Origin of the sequence: Paenibacillus melissococcoides, from assembly GCA_944800085.1 — a bacterium.
Taxonomy (GTDB): domain Bacteria; phylum Bacillota; class Bacilli; order Paenibacillales; family Paenibacillaceae; genus Paenibacillus_B; species Paenibacillus_B melissococcoides.
Map to the genome: position 1 here is coordinate 247608 of CALYLO010000006.1, position 15233 is coordinate 262840.

General features: G+C 49.5%; 17 protein-coding genes, 1 tRNA gene and 2 pseudogenes. 11 read left to right on the forward strand and 9 right to left on the reverse strand.

All coding sequences use genetic code 11. From position 1 onward, the window contains the following. Nucleotides 1-20 precede the first annotated feature (20 nt). On the forward strand, nucleotides 21-734 hold the full coding sequence (locus OCY70_RS21515) for a GntR family transcriptional regulator (protein WP_213429819.1): 714 nt from the start codon (nucleotides 21-23) through the stop codon (nucleotides 732-734). On the opposite strand, the gene OCY70_RS21520 is transcribed toward OCY70_RS21515, so the two are convergent. Continuing rightward, nucleotides 731-988 carry a hypothetical protein gene (locus tag OCY70_RS21520; protein WP_213429820.1) on the reverse strand — a complete coding sequence of 86 codons (258 nt, stop codon included), beginning with the start codon at nucleotides 986-988 and terminating at the stop codon, nucleotides 731-733. The two genes, OCY70_RS21515 and OCY70_RS21520, sit on opposite strands and share 4 nt — an antisense overlap. A 59-nt stretch (nucleotides 989-1047) precedes the next feature. Here OCY70_RS21520 and OCY70_RS21525 point away from each other — a divergent pair, with 59 nt between their 5' ends. The 8 genes from OCY70_RS21525 to OCY70_RS21560 all read left to right on the forward strand — a co-directional run bounded on the left by OCY70_RS21525 (nucleotide 1048) and on the right by OCY70_RS21560 (nucleotide 6201). Beyond that, complete coding sequence (locus OCY70_RS21525) at nucleotides 1048-1308, forward strand: HPr family phosphocarrier protein (RefSeq protein ID WP_213429821.1); 261 nt, start codon at nucleotides 1048-1050, stop codon at nucleotides 1306-1308. 67 nt (nucleotides 1309-1375) lie between these two features. Continuing rightward, nucleotides 1376-3295 carry a BglG family transcription antiterminator gene (locus OCY70_RS21530; RefSeq protein WP_213429822.1) on the forward strand — a complete coding sequence of 640 codons (1920 nt, stop codon included), beginning with the start codon at nucleotides 1376-1378 and terminating at the stop codon, nucleotides 3293-3295. Next, the gene (locus OCY70_RS21535; RefSeq protein ID WP_213429823.1) at nucleotides 3267-3629 is read left to right on the forward strand and encodes a PRD domain-containing protein; all 363 of its coding nucleotides are present in this window, start codon (nucleotides 3267-3269) and stop codon (nucleotides 3627-3629) included. The genes OCY70_RS21530 and OCY70_RS21535 overlap by 29 nt, the downstream gene beginning before the upstream one ends. A gap of 15 nt (nucleotides 3630-3644) precedes the next feature. Then, the gene (locus OCY70_RS21540) at nucleotides 3645-4010 is read left to right on the forward strand and encodes an SFCGS family glycine-rich protein (protein ID WP_213429824.1); all 366 of its coding nucleotides are present in this window, start codon (nucleotides 3645-3647) and stop codon (nucleotides 4008-4010) included. 6 nt (nucleotides 4011-4016) lie between these two features. Then, nucleotides 4017-4355 (forward strand): DUF4312 family protein, encoded by a 339-nt coding sequence (locus OCY70_RS21545; protein ID WP_213429825.1) that lies wholly within the window; start codon nucleotides 4017-4019, stop codon nucleotides 4353-4355. Nucleotides 4356-4402: 47 nt separating this feature from the next. Further along, a complete protein-coding gene (locus tag OCY70_RS21550; protein ID WP_111153109.1) occupies nucleotides 4403-5191 on the forward strand; it encodes a DUF4311 domain-containing protein in 789 nt (262 codons plus the stop codon). 1 nt (nucleotide 5192) lies between these two features. Next, on the forward strand, nucleotides 5193-5843 hold the full coding sequence (locus OCY70_RS21555; protein ID WP_315973929.1) for a DUF4310 family protein: 651 nt from the start codon (nucleotides 5193-5195) through the stop codon (nucleotides 5841-5843). 271 nt (nucleotides 5844-6114) lie between these two features. After that, a tRNA-Leu gene (locus OCY70_RS21560) sits at nucleotides 6115-6201 on the forward strand. A 191-nt stretch (nucleotides 6202-6392) separates the two neighbouring features. Here OCY70_RS21560 and OCY70_RS21565 read toward each other — a convergent pair. After that, complete coding sequence (locus OCY70_RS21565; RefSeq protein WP_133378923.1) at nucleotides 6393-6758, reverse strand: hypothetical protein; 366 nt, start codon at nucleotides 6756-6758, stop codon at nucleotides 6393-6395. A gap of 370 nt (nucleotides 6759-7128) precedes the next feature. Beyond that, complete coding sequence (locus OCY70_RS21570) at nucleotides 7129-7314, reverse strand: GNAT family N-acetyltransferase (protein WP_306433962.1); 186 nt, start codon at nucleotides 7312-7314, stop codon at nucleotides 7129-7131. A gap of 236 nt (nucleotides 7315-7550) precedes the next feature. Here OCY70_RS21570 and OCY70_RS21575 point away from each other — a divergent pair, with 236 nt between their 5' ends. Both OCY70_RS21575 and OCY70_RS21580 read left to right on the forward strand, forming a co-directional pair. Next, nucleotides 7551-8495: a nucleoside hydrolase gene (locus OCY70_RS21575; RefSeq protein WP_213429827.1), complete on the forward strand. Its 945-nt coding sequence runs from the start codon at nucleotides 7551-7553 to the stop codon at nucleotides 8493-8495. A gap of 105 nt (nucleotides 8496-8600) precedes the next feature. After that, entirely contained in the window at nucleotides 8601-9515 is a 915-nt protein-coding gene (locus OCY70_RS21580) for a DUF4180 domain-containing protein (protein ID WP_213429828.1), read from the forward strand. A 112-nt stretch (nucleotides 9516-9627) separates the two neighbouring features. Here the strand turns inward: OCY70_RS21580 and OCY70_RS21585 are convergent. The 6 genes and pseudogenes from OCY70_RS21585 to OCY70_RS21610 form a co-directional block, all read right to left on the reverse strand. Beyond that, a pseudogene (locus tag OCY70_RS21585) lies at nucleotides 9628-10365 on the reverse strand (cyclase family protein). Between the two features lie 44 nt (nucleotides 10366-10409). Continuing rightward, nucleotides 10410-11486, reverse strand: coding sequence for an aspartyl-phosphate phosphatase Spo0E family protein (locus OCY70_RS21590; RefSeq protein ID WP_249725433.1), 1077 nt, complete (start codon nucleotides 11484-11486; stop codon nucleotides 10410-10412). Beyond that, nucleotides 11455-11784, reverse strand: coding sequence for a helix-turn-helix domain-containing protein (locus tag OCY70_RS21595; RefSeq protein ID WP_249725435.1), 330 nt, complete (start codon nucleotides 11782-11784; stop codon nucleotides 11455-11457). The genes OCY70_RS21590 and OCY70_RS21595 overlap by 32 nt, the downstream gene beginning before the upstream one ends. A gap of 153 nt (nucleotides 11785-11937) precedes the next feature. Next, complete coding sequence (locus OCY70_RS21600; RefSeq protein WP_249725436.1) at nucleotides 11938-12129, reverse strand: aspartyl-phosphate phosphatase Spo0E family protein; 192 nt, start codon at nucleotides 12127-12129, stop codon at nucleotides 11938-11940. Nucleotides 12130-12535: 406 nt separating this feature from the next. Further along, a pseudogene (locus tag OCY70_RS21605) lies at nucleotides 12536-13695 on the reverse strand (IS110 family transposase). Between the two features lie 253 nt (nucleotides 13696-13948). Further along, nucleotides 13949-15232: a helix-turn-helix domain-containing protein gene (locus OCY70_RS21610; RefSeq protein ID WP_213431034.1), complete on the reverse strand. Its 1284-nt coding sequence runs from the start codon at nucleotides 15230-15232 to the stop codon at nucleotides 13949-13951. Between the last annotated feature and the right edge of the window lies 1 nt (nucleotide 15233).

The following is a 15233-nucleotide window of genomic DNA, read 5'->3' on the forward strand; positions in this document are numbered from 1 at the left end:
GGGAAAGGCGGGACGTAGTCTTGAAACGGTCACGGAACAAACGTCCTTTGTATGTACAAGTAAGCAATATTTTGCGCGAGCGCATTTTGCACGGCGTCTATCCGCTCGGCACGAATATTCCGTCAGAGCCTCAGTTGGAAGAAGAATTCCAGGTCAGCAAAATAACGGTGCGCAACGCCATCATTGAACTGGTGCAAGAAGGATATGTAGAGAAGGGCAGCGGGAAAGGCACCAAGGTCATTCGCAATACGTCCTCCTCAAAGCTGTCCAAATGGAAGCGGTTTACGGAAATCTTGGTCGAGGAGGGCCACCGGATTCATAAGCGGGTCGTGAGGGCGGAAGTCATCCGCGCCGAGGAGGGAACCGCTCGTTGCCGCTTGTTCGGGGCGAGCTGCCTGTGCATCGAGCGGGTCTATGATCTGGACGGTTCGCCGTATATCCACTTCACTCATTATTTGTCGCATCAGGCCGGAGCGCTCGATCTGTCGGAACTGGACGGTCAGTCGCTGTATGAATGGCTGGAGGAGCAGGATATCGAACTCGGCCAGTATAAGGACGAGTTCGCCGTGGCGACGGCGCCGCCCGCGGCCAGGGCGGTGCTTGGCGTAGGAGCGGACGTGCCGCTCTTGCGGCGCTCCCGGTATTCTTATGACGTGAACGGCACGCTGATCGAATATAGCGTAGGGTATTACTATACGGCTCTTCATTCTTATGTCGTGAATTACGACGGCTAACAGGGCTTGCGCTGCACGCCTTGGGTGAATGATGGGGCCAGGCAGAAGCCGCTCTTCGTGCTGCCACCGGGCAGCGCGGACGGAGCGGCTTCTGTCTTTTTGCTGTCCGCCTCGGCGTCTGCCTTCTGTTGCTCCAGCGCTTCGTCCGCGCCTCTCGGGAGATGATCAATTGGCCTCCCGATGAACAGTGCAAGAGGTTGTATCTTGGCAGCGCCCTGAATTTGCGATACCGTTAAAGCAGGGACTAAGAACATATCGCGGCGGTTGCGGTCTCATTGATGTAGATCAAGACTGCGCACAGGAGGGACACATCATGGATAAGCAGGTCACGATCGCGAATCCGCTCGGGATTCATTCCAGGCCGGCCGGAGCGTTAATGAGAGAAGCGAAAGCGTTCCCATGCGATATTCGGCTCATTAAAGGCGAGAAGGCGGCGAACGCCAAGAGCATTGTCGGCATTTTGTCATTATCGCTGCAGCAGGGCGATCGGGTGATCGTCGAAGCGAATGGCGAGCAAGAAGCGGAAGCGGTGGAGGTGCTCGCGGCGGTGCTGGGGTCGATATTGGAGGCATGATGGATTCGTGTCCTTAGCAGGCGATAAGGAGTGATGCGGTATCACACTGTCAACGCGTTCTCGCAGCTTGCTTAAGAAGTTGATGTTCGCAAATACGCCGCTCCACATTAAAGAATTGGCCGCCATGTACGAGGTGAGCGAGCGATCGATCAAGTACGATCTGGAATCGATTCGCATGTGGTTGAAGGAGCAGGGGATGCCGCTGCATTCAAGTCCAAGCAAAGGGATATGGCTTGAATGCGGCCATGCGGCGCAGACGGCGCTGCTTCAGAGGCTGGACGAAGCGGGGGAAGGCGTCTTCATTAGCCAGCAGGAGCGGATCGCCTGCCTCATACTTGATTTGCTTCTCTGCAATGAACCCATCCCTATCGGGCGGTTCTGCAAGCGGTACGATGTTACCCGCAATACGATTGTGTCGGATGTGGCGCTGGCAGAGAACCTTCTCTCGGAACACCGGCTTGCGATCGAGCGGACGCGGCGTGGCCTCAAGCTGAAGGCTGGCGAGCAGGAGCGGCGTGCCGTATTGGAAAACGTTATTTATGAGCAACTGGATCAAGCCGATATGCTGCAAATCGTTCAGGGCGTCGCGCTGCGGAAGAAGCCGGACACGTTCGCCGTCTATATGTTGGATCGCTTGCTTGAGTCCGTTGTCGACGTGAATATGCTGTTCTTGCTGGTAGCGAACATCGTGCAGGATATCGAGCGGGAGCTTGGGGCAACGTTGTCTGATCGCGTCATGATCGGGGTTTTTATCCGGCTGTGCATTGCCATTCAGAGATGCCGATCGGCAAGCGGTTCAGGTTACCCGCTGCCGGCGGATTGTGCCGACGCCCCGCAGACCAGACTGATGATTCATTCGATTATTCGAACGAGACTGAAGCCATTGTCGGAACGGTATTCGCTGGCCTTGACGGACGGCGATGTGTGGTTCATCGGCTTGCAAGCGGAAGGGCTCGCTGCTCCCCAAGCCCAAGGGGGACAGCAACAGCCGCTTCCCGATGTGTATATGCTCACGATGGAGCTGATTCGGCATGTGGAGCGAGAGATGCAATTCCCGCTTCAAGACAACCCGGATTTGCTGAATAGTCTGTTCGCACATATGTCGAGCCGCATCTCGAAGCACAGCCTGGGGGTTGTCGACCCGAATCCGCTGACGAAGGATGTGATGTTGAAGTACAAGACGATGTTCCGGCATGTCAAGGCGGCGTGCACGCACGTGCTCCGTGAACATCAGATTTTCCTGACCGATGCGGATATTGCGTTCATTGTGCTGCATTTCCAGACGGCGTATGAGCGCCGGATCGATCAGCACCGGTGGAGAGCGCTGGCCGTGTGCGGCACAGGGAGGGGAACGGCCCAACTGCTCACTACCATTATCGAGAGCGAGTTGAAGCATATCCGGTTCGTCGCCACTTGCTCGGTGATGGATGTCAAGAAGGTGCTGCAGAACATCGAAGTCGATTTGATCATTAGCAACTTGCCTGTACCGGCCGAAGTTCCGGTCGTCGTCGTCCATTCGATTCCGGGAGCCAGGGATTTCGAGGCGATTCGAATGCAGCTTGGCCGGTTGAATCGCGGCGCGGCACGCACGGAGCGCATCGGCGATGCGAATCCTTCGTATGATGCGAGGCTGGAAAGCCGGATTCGCGATGTGATCTATACAGGCTATGAATTGTCGAGAGCCGTCATCGCGCGCTTCAAGCGCTATCTGTCGGAGGAGCGGGAGGAAGGGCTGCGGCTTCACCTTATGTTCATGGTGAACCGCGCCGCATGCGGCCGCTCCTTCGCGGGCAGCAAGGAGCTTCCGATATTGGATGAAGCGCAGCGGGCGATGAAGGAAGAGATCGAACAGATGCTTAGAGAACGAAATGTAAGCGCTTCAGAGGAAGAGATTTTTGCCATTCTCAAATATTTGGAACCGTGTAACGACAACTTGAATGATGGAGAGCGATCAGCAGATGGACAGAGTCGAACGAATTCTTCATGACATTCCTGCCAAGACGAGGGCAGACCAAGATGAATTGGGAGAGCTGCGGCCCATGCTTCACTGCCTGCTGGCAGGCAGTGAAGGGATTGGCTTGCCGCTGACGGATGACCGACTGCTCGTCATTGCCATTCATTTGCTCGGGTTCGCGCGCAGACGGAAGCAAGGAGAGTCACTGCCCGAGCTGGAGGAATCGATGTTGGACGAGGTCACTCCGGAACTGGTACAGCTAAGTCAACGCACGCTGCGAAGTTACGGGGAGCTCGCAGAGCAAGCGATTGATGATGCGGAAGTTTTTTATTTGACGGTTCATTTCGAAGCGGCCAGGAATCAATAAGAAGAGGTGAATACGATGGAGAACAAAGTGAAAGTCGTGATTGGAGATCGTCTGGGGAAAGGACAGCAAGTGGCGAAGGGAGTAGAGGCGGCCGGCGGGGAGGCGATCCTGATCCCGGGCGTCGGGGCGGACATGAAGGTCGGCGACGTGATGCACGCGGAGCAAGCGGACTTCGGCATCTCGTTCTGCGGCAGCGGGGGAGCCGGAGCGGTTACGGCCAATACGAAATATAAGTATCCGATGGAGTTCGGCCTTCGTTCCATTGATGCGGGCGTTACGGCCATTCGGGAAGGCAAGAAGGTGATTGGCTTCGGCTTCATGGATGTGGAGGAACTGGGCCGAAGGCTGACAGAAGCTTATATTCAGCAATATAGGGGGTGAGGCGGCATGTTCGACGTATGGGAGCAGAAGATCGAGATCGAAGGGAAGGGAGATTCCAAGGCCGCAGCATTCCAGCAGGCGCTCTCCGCCATGAAGACGAAGCTCGCGCGGGAAATTCCCGATGTGCTGCTTCAGATTGAGCCGCAAAATGTCGAAGTGCTGTCGGCGAAGGAGACCCGCTATATGGAACGGTTTCTGGGGCTGTTTTTTCCGAGAGTGAGGGCGCGTTACGAGATTCGAGTCCGCATCCATATGAAAATCCGCGCCGTAAAGCTGGACGAAATTGCGTTCGAGCAGCAGACCGAATCTTTGTCCCCGCCCCAGCGCATTCTTCATCTGCGGTAGTACGGTAAGCAGCTTGCAAGCATTACATCCGAGTGGGGAGGATTCCGATGGAAACCGTTACGATTATTGTGGAATCTATCATTATCGGTCTGTTGGTCGGGTATGGCGTTGGGGCTGGCGCGGCGCGCATGTTCCACGCCCCGAAGGTGCAAGGCATGGGAGCGTTCCGCACTTTCGGCGAGTTGAATGCATGCGAAGGCGACCCCGTGGCGCACTTCTCTTTCGGACTCGGCTTTCTGTTCAACGCATGGGCGTCCGTTGTCGGCGCGGGCGGACTGACGCAGGATGTGGATCACCGCATCATTCCGAACTGGTCGGCCGCGCTCCTGATGATTCGCAATAAAAATGTGGAGGATACGCTGCACAATCCGAAGAAAATGGCGTATGCCGGAGCGCTGGTCGGCGCTATCCTCGTGCCTCTGTTGAATTCCACGGCCGCAGCCATTCCGGCATCGCTGCAAGCCGTTGCGACCCAAGTGCTGGTGCCGGCGGCGAATTGGCTTATTAATCCGATTATGCCGATCGTGTTCTGGACGGCGGCAATGGACGCCGGCAAGCGCCCGGGCTTATGGGCGACAGTGCTGGGCGGATTCGCTCACATGATTATGGGCAATGCCGTGCCGGGGCTTGTGCTGGGGATACTGGTCGGCAAAGGCTTGGACGACAGCGGCTGGAACCGCATTACGAAGACGCTTGTCGCGGCGATTGTGCTATTATTCACATTGAGCGCTTTCTTCCGCGGCTTCGATGTTCAACTCCTCCACAGCTTGCATGTGGAGAACATTCCGCAGTGGCTCATTGATCTGCATGCATTTTTCGGATCGGAGGTTCGTTAACATGGAGACGGCAAAACAAGGCTTTTGGTATTCGGAATGGGCGTTCGTCTGGTTTGTCGCCTGCTTGTCTTCCGGTATTTTTGCGGGGACGCATCTCTATTATGTCTATCATGTGGGCGCATTCAATGATATTGCGATTGTGGCGCTGCTGGAGGCGGGCATGAAGGGCGGCAGTTATGGCGCGGCCGCAGCCTTCGGCGCAAGCTTCTTGTTCGCCCGCATTCTCGAGGGCCCGCTCGTTGGGATTTTGGATATCGGCGGCGCGCTGCAGACGGGTCTCGGCATCGGCGTCCCGGCATTGATGCTCGGGGCTGGCATTACCGCTCCGCTAACTTCGTTTCCGCTCGCGCTCGTAACGGGAGCCGGGCTGGGCGCCCTTGTCGGTTCGGTCATTATTATGATCCGCAAATTTACGATTAACGCGGCGAATTCCACCTTCGGCGCGGACGTCATGATGGGAGCAGGCAACGCCGCAGGCCGTTACTTGGGGCCGCTCATCGTCATATCGGCCGTCATGGCCTCGATTCCGGTCGGGATCGGCGCGACGATCGGCGCAGGCATTTTTTATTACTTCAAAAAGCCGATTGCCGGCGGCGCGATTATTGGCGCCATGGTTCTGGGCGCGCTATTCCCCATTGCTGCCGCTTCGTGAAGCCGGTGCATGAAGGCCATGCCTCATTGAACCGGATGTCTCTCCGCTGGGGAGAAGCGGGCAGGATGAGCGCATGAAGAACTTCCGCTCAAATGACGAAGAACCACGTTCTCAAGGCGTGGTTCTTCTCTACTTCCCACCGGGAGATATTTTCACAGAAGAATAATATTTCATGTGTTTCATGCTTGACATCGGATGTTAGATAGGCTATACTAATGATTGTTGAGGCGATGTTAACGACTTTGACAGGAATATTACATAACATGCATATGCGGTCATGGCGGAATTGGCAGACGCGCTAGATTCAGGTTCTAGTGGGGTAACACCCGTGGAGGTTCGAGTCCTCTTGACCGCACCATACTTAGTAACCATTGAACCCTTTGTGATAAGGGTTTTTCTTTATTTTGGGCTGGAACTCATCATTGGGCCAGGGTGGGGGGCCAGCGTTGGTGGAACATAGTCATAGCCCCGGAGCGTTCCGGGGCTTTTGATTCCCTTGCACACGGAATCGGTTATGGGCGCATCCTAAGACCGTGATTGGGACTTGACTTAACGAGGGCTTAATGTATAGGTTTCGCCCAACGCATTTATCCCCGTAAAGGTATCTTTCCACCCGGACTTTTCTACTTGAGCTTTGACCCCTTTTGCAATCTCTTCATAGAATTGAACCTGCTTTTTATTGTATTTCGGATTGTCATGTGGATTGGGAGTGATTTTATACGTGTGACTCCCCGGATTGAATGTGATTCCCCTATTTTTTCCAAAAGATTCTTCGATGTATTTGTACTTTTCGTTGTTGATTGTGATTGTGCCGCTTACCCCTTTAGCTTCTACATTTGCGGCAGAGAATGGGAAGACAAGGGAAACAATAGCAAAAAACAGAGTTAACGACAAGGAAAAAAATCTTTTTTTCATTGTAACATCCTCCTTCAATAATTTATAGTTCATTTACGATAGCGACAGTATACGGTTCTCGCCTTTTCACCTCTCCATCGTTTCTTTTTTGTTGCTATCGTTAGGACTATCAAGAACGTTTTCATTTAACGGAATAAAATTACTTTATCTGTAAATTATTGTATCATTAATTGCATGGAAAAATTCCAATAAATTTAAATTATCTCATTTTCTTCAGTTCTTTAGCCAAGTTTTGGTGCCGTTGATTTCGCCGATGAATAACAAAAGAGCCGCGGGACTTCGTCCTCAACGGCTCTTCTCGAAACGTGCTTCAGCTTTATCTCATTCATATACCATAACCCAATATTTTTCCCCCCCAGCCTCTCTTCTTTCACAACTTTTTTCCATCCTTTTTTTTATAAAACTTCATCGCGTTGTGATTTTTGGATACGCACTTCAAGCGTACGGGGGGATTCATTTGTGCTATGGAGGCATCCAGCAGCAGATGGCCAATACCCCTGCCTAAGAAATCGGGGTGAACAAATAAATTGTGAATAAAGTTACCGGGCAAGTACAAGGAAGCGAACCCAAGGATATGATTATCCTCCTCGGCTAACAGGATATACAGGGTAATCTCTTTCCGTGGCTGCTTGAATATTCACAATTTTCACTCTCGCTTTCTTGATATCCATCTGTAAGCCTGCATATTATACTATACCGTCGTGAAGGGTAAGATGTAGAGTTGCTACAACGATTATCATCAAGACAATGGTTTGGTTTTATGAAAACAAACATTGGGAGAGTGAATAAACTATGGCAGAAGGGATGAAAAAGAAGATTATTCTTGACTGTGATCCGGGACACGATGATGCGATTGCCATTATGCTGGCTGCCAAGGACCCCATTTTTGACTTGCTGGCTATAACGGTTGTGGCGGGAAATCAAACTCTGGAGAAAACGGCCAGGAATGCTGTAGATATCTGCTCCTATCTTGATATCAGTGATGTGCCGATTGCGGCCGGCATGGCTGAGCCAATGATCAGAAAGCAGGTAATAGCCGATGCGATTCATGGTGAAACAGGGTTAGATGGTCCGAGCTTTGGTGAACCCACTCTTGAATTGGATACACGGCATGCGGTAGATCTTATCATTGAGCTGCTTATGAACTCGGATGGGGATATAACATTAGTACCGACCGGTCCGTTAACGAATATCGGAATGGCTATTCGCAGAGAACCGAGAATCGTGCCTAAAATTAAAGAAATCGTATTGATGGGCGGCGCATATCAGCTTGGAAACGTAACCCCGGCGGCAGAGTTTAATATTTATGCGGACCCGGATGCGGCACATGTTGTTGTTACATGCGGCAGACCGATCGTTATGATTGGGCTTGACCTTACCCGCCAAGCGTTGGTTGTAAAAAGCATGATGGACCGCATTGCCAGTCTGAATAATAAAGCCTCTAAGCTTTTCGTTGAAATCATGTCTTGGGTGGGGGAAAGGCAGAAGGAAATATACGGCTGGGAGGGCCCGCCCCTGCATGATCCAACGACATTAATCTACCTGATGGACCCATCCATTATTCAAACCAAACCTATGCATGTGGCGGTTGAACTGAGAAGCGAGGCATGCTATGGGCGAACACTGTGCGATTACTTTGGCATTACGGGGGAAAAACCGAATGCAGAGGTGGCGGTGAAGCTGGATTTCGCAAAATTTGAAGATGCCGTTTACGAGACATTGAAGCTATACTCATAACCTGCAAAGCGCGAATACGATAACTATTGCATATTCCATGTTTACATGACGAGTTATATAGGTTACTATTAACCTATGTTACAAGTAACCTAATGAGGTGGCTTTATGTCAATCAAGTATGCCATACTGGGGCTTCTAAGCTGGAAACCCGCTACAGGATATGAGCTAAAAAAGATTTTTGAAGACTCTTCCGCGATGTATTGGTCCGGTAACAACAATCAGATCTACAAGTCCCTTGTTCAGCTCCTGGATGATGGCTTCGTGACGAACGAGGTTAAGCATCAGGAAAGCTCTCCATCCAAGAAAATTTACAGTATTACGGAGGAAGGGCTGGCGAGATTGAAAGATTGGGTTCTTGAAGAACCGGACGTTCCCGAGCTCAAGAACACGTTCCTTATTCAATTGGCGTGGGCGGACCAACTGAGCGACGAGGAATTGCATGAAATGCTGGATCGATATGAAAGCAGAATCAACATGCAGCTTATATACCAGCAGGAAAAAATGAAACGCGGAGTTAAGGCACCCAACCGAAACAAGCGGGAAACCTTTTTGTGGGATAAAATTGCCGAAAACCAGCTGTCCTTCTATCAGAACGAACTGAAATGGGTGCAAGGAATTCGAAAGGAACTTGATGGCCGAAAACAAATGGAGGAGAGAACGACAATGAACTATAAAATTGTGGAGAACGGAACGAAAAAGTATATCGAATTGATCTCTAGCCCAACCCCGCTAAGCACAGAGCAGGATGCCGTGGATCTGGTTGCGTTGTGCAGAGAACATGCTATCGATTTTCTGATGCTGCATGGGGAGGCGCTGTCGGAGGACTTTTTCAACCTGAGAACCGGCGTAGCGGGAAGAATGATGCAAAAATTTATCAACTACGGTGTAAAAACGGCCGTCGTCATTCCCGATACATCGGTGAATAAAGGCAGGTTCAAGGAAATGGTCACCGAATCCAATCGCAGCAACCAGTTTGGGGTTTTTGAAACGAGAGAAGACGCGGAAAGCTGGCTTATTTAATAAGAATTAACCGAGGGACAGGAGCTTCCGGTCCAGCCGTTCTCACACAAGGAGTTAATTAGCCCATCCAATAGAAAAACACGCTCGCATGAAGGCGGCGTGTTTTTTGCGCTTAGGGCAAGATCGCGAAGGAACGCACCGGAAATCCGGAGGCTTTCTCCGGTTTGGGCACAATATTAAAAATGATGGCGCCTGTGGCCGGCACTTTATCCAGATTCTTCATGAGCTCGACTTGGTAGGCGTCTTGTTCGAGCACGTAATACTCGGCTAACAGGGCACCATTCTTTTGATAGTCAATGCTCGCGTCGGTATCGAACGTTTCATGACCGATTGCTTTGATTTTTCTTTCCTGGAATAAAAATTGAAGCGCGGTCAGCGACCAGCCCGGTGCATGGTTGTTGCCATCCGCATCTTTGTTATTGAAGGCGTCTTTATCCGGCCAGCGCTTGCTCCAATCGGTTCGCAGCGCCACGAAGGAGCCTGCCTAGATGGTGCCGTGCTCCGCTTCAAATAGAAAAATGTCTTCTACGCTGAGCGCATAGTCATGGTTCGCTTCCGCTTCTTTGGATTTGTTGATAACGACCAGAGGCAGGACCAACTCCTTCAAATCCAGCTCATCCAAATAACGCGTATTCCGCACAAAATGAATGGGAGCATCCAAATGCGTTCCGTACTGTCCGGCGAAGGTAAAGCTCTGCGCAAAAAATCCGTCATCATGGTTAAATAAGGTCGTGAACCGGGCATCGGCAAAAGCGGAAAAATGAGGCGAGTCCGGACCGAACGTATGCGTCAGATCGACCCATTCCTTTTCCTTTAATCGTTGCAACGCTTGAATTAATTCGTTTGCCATCTGACCACCTCATCTTATTTACTTATGAGTCCCTTGCACTGAACCTAGCTGCTCCTTCTTGCTATGTCCTTTTCTTGTTGTTTTATATAATACTTTTGCAGCTCAAGTATGTAAATATCAAGCTGTTGGCTAATTTGAACGACTTCGTCATCCGTAAGTTTCCCTTTTTGACTGGCAATGTGGATTAATTTTTGTTTAAGTTCTTTGACTTTGGCCAACAGTGCATCATTTAAATTTTCTAATTTGTTTATGCATTCCTTTTCATTGTCAGTATCATTCACCTTATAGAAGTACCATGCACTTTCTAGCAGATCTGATACTCCTTTTTGAATGTCGCCAACTGTAATGAAATATTCGGCTCGATGAAAATAATACTCGGCTAGCCGGGAGATGAGGTAAGGATTATTCGTGCTGATGGATTGGGGACATATTGGGTAGGCAAGCACTTGTTCTGCTTCATCTAACCGATTGTCCCACAAATAGATTTGCATTAACTGATTGATTGCCGGAAGAGCGGCATCTCGGCTGCATGTTTTTAGAAAGGATGTAAGCATTGCCACAGCGGCATCGGTGTTCCCTTTTTTTGCACTGAGCAATGCTCCCATTAGCACTGAGTTCGTCTTGATGTGAGGGTAATCATATTGCGTATATAGGCGTAAGTAATATTCCGATTTTTCGTAGTCCTCATTATAGAAATAAGAGTCAGCCAAGATGCCAAGCGCATTTACGTAATATAAATTGTCTGGCGCTGCTTCCCGAAGAACTTGGAGGCCGAGCTCAATGCTTTGCTGGTACAGAAATAAATTGAACGCGTGAATCGCCAATTTGTAATACAAAGTGACTCTGTCTTCGCTGGTTAAAAATTGGGCGTACTGAACGATATGCTTGCCGCTCTCGTAAACGGATCTGAGCCTGGTGAAATCGTCCCGTTCGATAAGATATACCTGAAATAACCCCCTAGCTAGAAAAGGCATAATGCCGTGATCGCGAGAGTAGTCAACAATGAGTTGGTATAGGGCGAATTGAATCTCCTTATTTTCAACGTGGCCCGCGAAGTCATAAAGCCGTTCCACCAAGGCGTGACTATCATCACTGGGGGATTCTAAAAAAAATTCTGCCAACTTTAGTTACCAGCTCGGCAGTGCCCGAATGCTGAATCACATCCTGCAACACGAAGAGAAGGGTGTCTGCCCTTTTGTCCACGGTGATGTGCAGTTCGAGCCAAGTTTCTAGCGGGATCTGCAGTATGTCTGCAAGCGGACGGATGGTTTTATACTCCGGTCTTTTCACGTCACCGTTCTCAATTTTGGATAGGGTTTCTTTATGTATGCCAGTCAACTCTGACAATTGCGATAATGTCATGCCTCTATTGCGTCTGTAGCATTGTATTAACTTCCCAATGGACAGTAGTTGTGCCATCCGTTAAGCACCTTCTCCCCAAATTCAATGATATGACCCATGACTGATTTTATGGTTTTAGGACAAGCTATCCCATCGTTGCAACGCTTGGATTAATTCGTTTGCCATCTGACCACTTCACAAGTTGTATACTTACCAACCCTTTCCCTGAACCTAGCTGCTCCTTCTAGCTACGACTTTTTCTTGTTGTGTTATATAATACTTTTGCAGCTCAAGTATGTAAATATCTAGCTGTTGGCTAACTTGAACGACTTCGTCGTCTGTAAATTTCCCTTTTTGATTGGCAACGTGGATCAATTTTTGTCGAAGTCCGTTAATTTTATGGAGAATATCATCACTGTACACAATAGTTCGTCACCTCACATCAGCTTGGATAATGGGGCGCTTTCTTAACTATGAGTATACAATGTGTCGAACGAATCCCAATAAATACAATTACAGGAAACAAGAAGAAACGAAAAAGAGTACCCATCAGGTACTCTTACCAGGGATGATAGCCGGAATCATTGCTCATTGCTGCGATCGCAGTCACACCGGTGATAATAGAGTATACAAGACCGTTACTTAGTAACTTTGTGATGAAACGCTTCACATGAACCCCTCCAATTTTCTGTGAAAATCCAAACGCACTCATGAACGATTATCGTCTTTAAAAAGATGCAGTTTTCTGAGAAATGACCATAAGATGCCCGGTCCACCTTCTTTGAAGGGGCCTTGTTTAAAATCGCTATGTTTCGTCAATGCTGTAAGGTTAGTTGATCTGCATGAGTGGTGCTTGTGGTCCACCTTCGATGTAAATTTGTTTGTTCTTCAGCATGTGGTAAGCAATGATAAGTATCTTACGTGAAATGGCAATGCAAGCTTTTTTCTTTCCTCGTCGTGAAGCAATCTTCCAGAACTTTGTTGCCAAGACCGTGTTTCGTGAGCGAGCGATTGCCCAAGACGCTTCGCATAGTGTCACTTTTGCATGAGGATTGCCTTTTACGCTTTTTGTACTTTTTTTTTGCCTGCACTCTCGTGGTTGCCGGGTGCTACGCCAGCCCAAGAGGCAAGGTGATCTGCGGATGGAAATTGCTCCATATTGGCCCCGATTTCTGCAAGGAGTGCTGCAGCTGTTCGTTCGCTAACACCTGGAATGGTCTGAAGCAGTTCGTACTCCGTCCGATAGGGCTCCAAGTGATCGTTAATTTCGGCTTCCAACCGAGCAATGGACTTCTCTAAGTATTCGATATGCTCCCAACAATCTTTAATCAATCGAATTTGATGCGGGGTCATCGTGCCAAAAAGAGAGTCAGTAACTTCACTTTTTTTGTTCTTGATCGAACCCTTGACGCTCGCTTCAACATCTTCCGCGTCAACGTAACCTTTTTCGATTAAGCGTTGCAGCAAACTGCGCCCGGATACACCGAATACGTCTGAGATGACACTGCCTAGCTTGACGTTACCTGCTTCAAGATACTTCTGGATTCGGTTTTTCTCCGCTGTTAGGGATCCGATTCGTTTTTTTCGAAGTCGGCAGAGGTCCCGTAGCTCCCTTAAGTCCTCGGATGGCACAAAGCTGGGCTCAATTAGACCGACTCGAAGCAGCTTCGCGATCCATTCGGCATCACAAACATCCGTCTTGCGGCCAGGAACATTCTTAATGCGCTGCGCATTCGCCAGTACGACGGTGAAGTAGCCTTCAAGTATGTTGTAGACAGGTTTCCAGTAGATTCCCGTGCTCTCCATTGCGATGTGTGTAACGCCTTGGGACTCCAGGTACTTAAGCAGTTCGAAAAGATGTTTGGTCATCGTTCCAAAGCTTCGGATCTCGCTGTGGGCCTCCCCCGCAGCATCTGTGGTCATCACACAAACGACGATTGTCTCTTGGTGAACGTCCATTCCAGCACAGCGTTCAAGCAATACTTCCATCTTGGCTTCCCTCCATAACTGAAATGCATGACGGCGGATGAATTCGAGCTTGAGCATTTTTCTGTTCGCGGTTCTCTGATTGGGCATACAGAGCCAGCACAGGTTTGTACACAGAACTCATCCTCAACAGTTTATTTGTCGGGGTTACACCACCATTAAAAAGAACGTGTTTCGCGTCATGTAGTAGCAGTATGGGAAATAGGTCCGACCACTAAACCCTCGCTATTTTCATGCTAGGTTTGCGAACGAGAGTTCATGAATGTTTATTTTCTTTAGCTCCACTGCGTACATAATACTTACTCAGTTTTTCCAATGTAGGGATGGTCATCGGAGCGTTTTTCTGCAGATGGCAGCGTACGATCTGGTTGATGCATTCTTTTTCCATATCCGTATCATTAATTCTCGAGAAATGCATCGCGCTTTCCAGGAAATTGGATATGCTACAGTGAAAGTCGCCAGTGGCAGCGAAATACTCCGCTCGATGAAAAAAATATTCGGCCAACTGCGAGATGATATTGGGGTTGTTCGTGCTGATGGATTGCGGACGGATTGGGTAAGCAAGCAATCGTTTGGCTTCATTTAAACAGTTGTTCGGCAAATAGATTTTCATTAATTGATTGATTGCCGGAAGGGCATCATCCTGATTGCACGTTTCCAGAAAGGATGTAAGCTGTGCAACAGCAGTAGCGGTGTTGCCCTTTTTCGCGTTGAGCAAAGCTGCCATTAGCATCGAATTAGACTTGATGTGAGGGTAGTCATATTGAATATAGAGGCGTGAGTAATACTCCGACTTTTTGTAGTCCTCAATGCGAAAATAAGAGTCACGCAATATACCGAGCGCATTGATGTAATACCAGTTGTCCGGCGCTGCTTCCCGAAGAACTTGGAGGCCGAGCTCAATGCTTTGCCGGTACAGAAATAAATTGAACGCGTGAATCGCCAATTTGTAATACAAAGTGACTCTGTCTTCGCTGGTTAAAAATTGGGCGTACTGAACGATATGCTTGCCGCTCTCGTAAACGGATCTGAGCCTGGTGAAGTCGTCCCGTTCGATAAGATACACCTGCAGTAATCCCCTGGCCAGAAAGGGCATGATGCCGTGATCGCGAGAATAGTCCACAATGAGTTGATACAGGGCGAATTGAATCTCCTTATTTTCCACGTTGCCCGCGAAGTCATAAAGCCGTTCCACCAAGGCGTGACTATCGTCACTGGGAGATTCTAAAAATTTTCTGCCTACTTTGGTTACCAGATCGGCAGTGCCCGAATGCTGAATCACGTCCTGCAACACGAAGAGAAGGGTGTCTGCCCTTTTGTCCACGGTGATGTGCAGTTCGACCAACGTCTCTAGCGGGATCTGCAATGTGTCTGCAAGCGGACGGATGGTCTTATATTCTGGTCTTTTCACGTCACCGTTTTCAATTTTGGAGATGGTCCCTTTATGTATGCCAGTCAGCTCTGACAATTGCGCTAATGTCATGCCTTTATTGTATCTGTGACATTGTATTAATTCACCAATGGACAATATTTGTGCCATC

Coding starts and splice junctions, on each gene's coding strand:
- OCY70_RS21520 (WP_213429820.1), bottom strand. CDS start 988: ATGTTCTTAGTCCCTGCTTTAACGGTATCGCAAATTCAGGGCGCTGCC.
- OCY70_RS21525 (WP_213429821.1), top strand. CDS start 1,048: ATGGATAAGCAGGTCACGATCGCGAATCCGCTCGGGATTCATTCCAGG.
- OCY70_RS21535 (WP_213429823.1), top strand. CDS start 3,267: ATGGACAGAGTCGAACGAATTCTTCATGACATTCCTGCCAAGACGAGG.
- OCY70_RS21540 (WP_213429824.1), top strand. CDS start 3,645: ATGGAGAACAAAGTGAAAGTCGTGATTGGAGATCGTCTGGGGAAAGGA.
- OCY70_RS21545 (WP_213429825.1), top strand. CDS start 4,017: ATGTTCGACGTATGGGAGCAGAAGATCGAGATCGAAGGGAAGGGAGAT.
- OCY70_RS21550 (WP_111153109.1), top strand. CDS start 4,403: ATGGAAACCGTTACGATTATTGTGGAATCTATCATTATCGGTCTGTTG.
- OCY70_RS21555 (WP_315973929.1), top strand. CDS start 5,193: ATGGAGACGGCAAAACAAGGCTTTTGGTATTCGGAATGGGCGTTCGTC.
- OCY70_RS21565 (WP_133378923.1), bottom strand. CDS start 6,758: ATGAAAAAAAGATTTTTTTCCTTGTCGTTAACTCTGTTTTTTGCTATT.
- OCY70_RS21575 (WP_213429827.1), top strand. CDS start 7,551: ATGGCAGAAGGGATGAAAAAGAAGATTATTCTTGACTGTGATCCGGGA.
- OCY70_RS21580 (WP_213429828.1), top strand. CDS start 8,601: ATGTCAATCAAGTATGCCATACTGGGGCTTCTAAGCTGGAAACCCGCT.
- OCY70_RS21595 (WP_249725435.1), bottom strand. CDS start 11,784: ATGGCACAACTACTGTCCATTGGGAAGTTAATACAATGCTACAGACGC.
- OCY70_RS21610 (WP_213431034.1), bottom strand. CDS start 15,232: ATGGCACAAATATTGTCCATTGGTGAATTAATACAATGTCACAGATAC.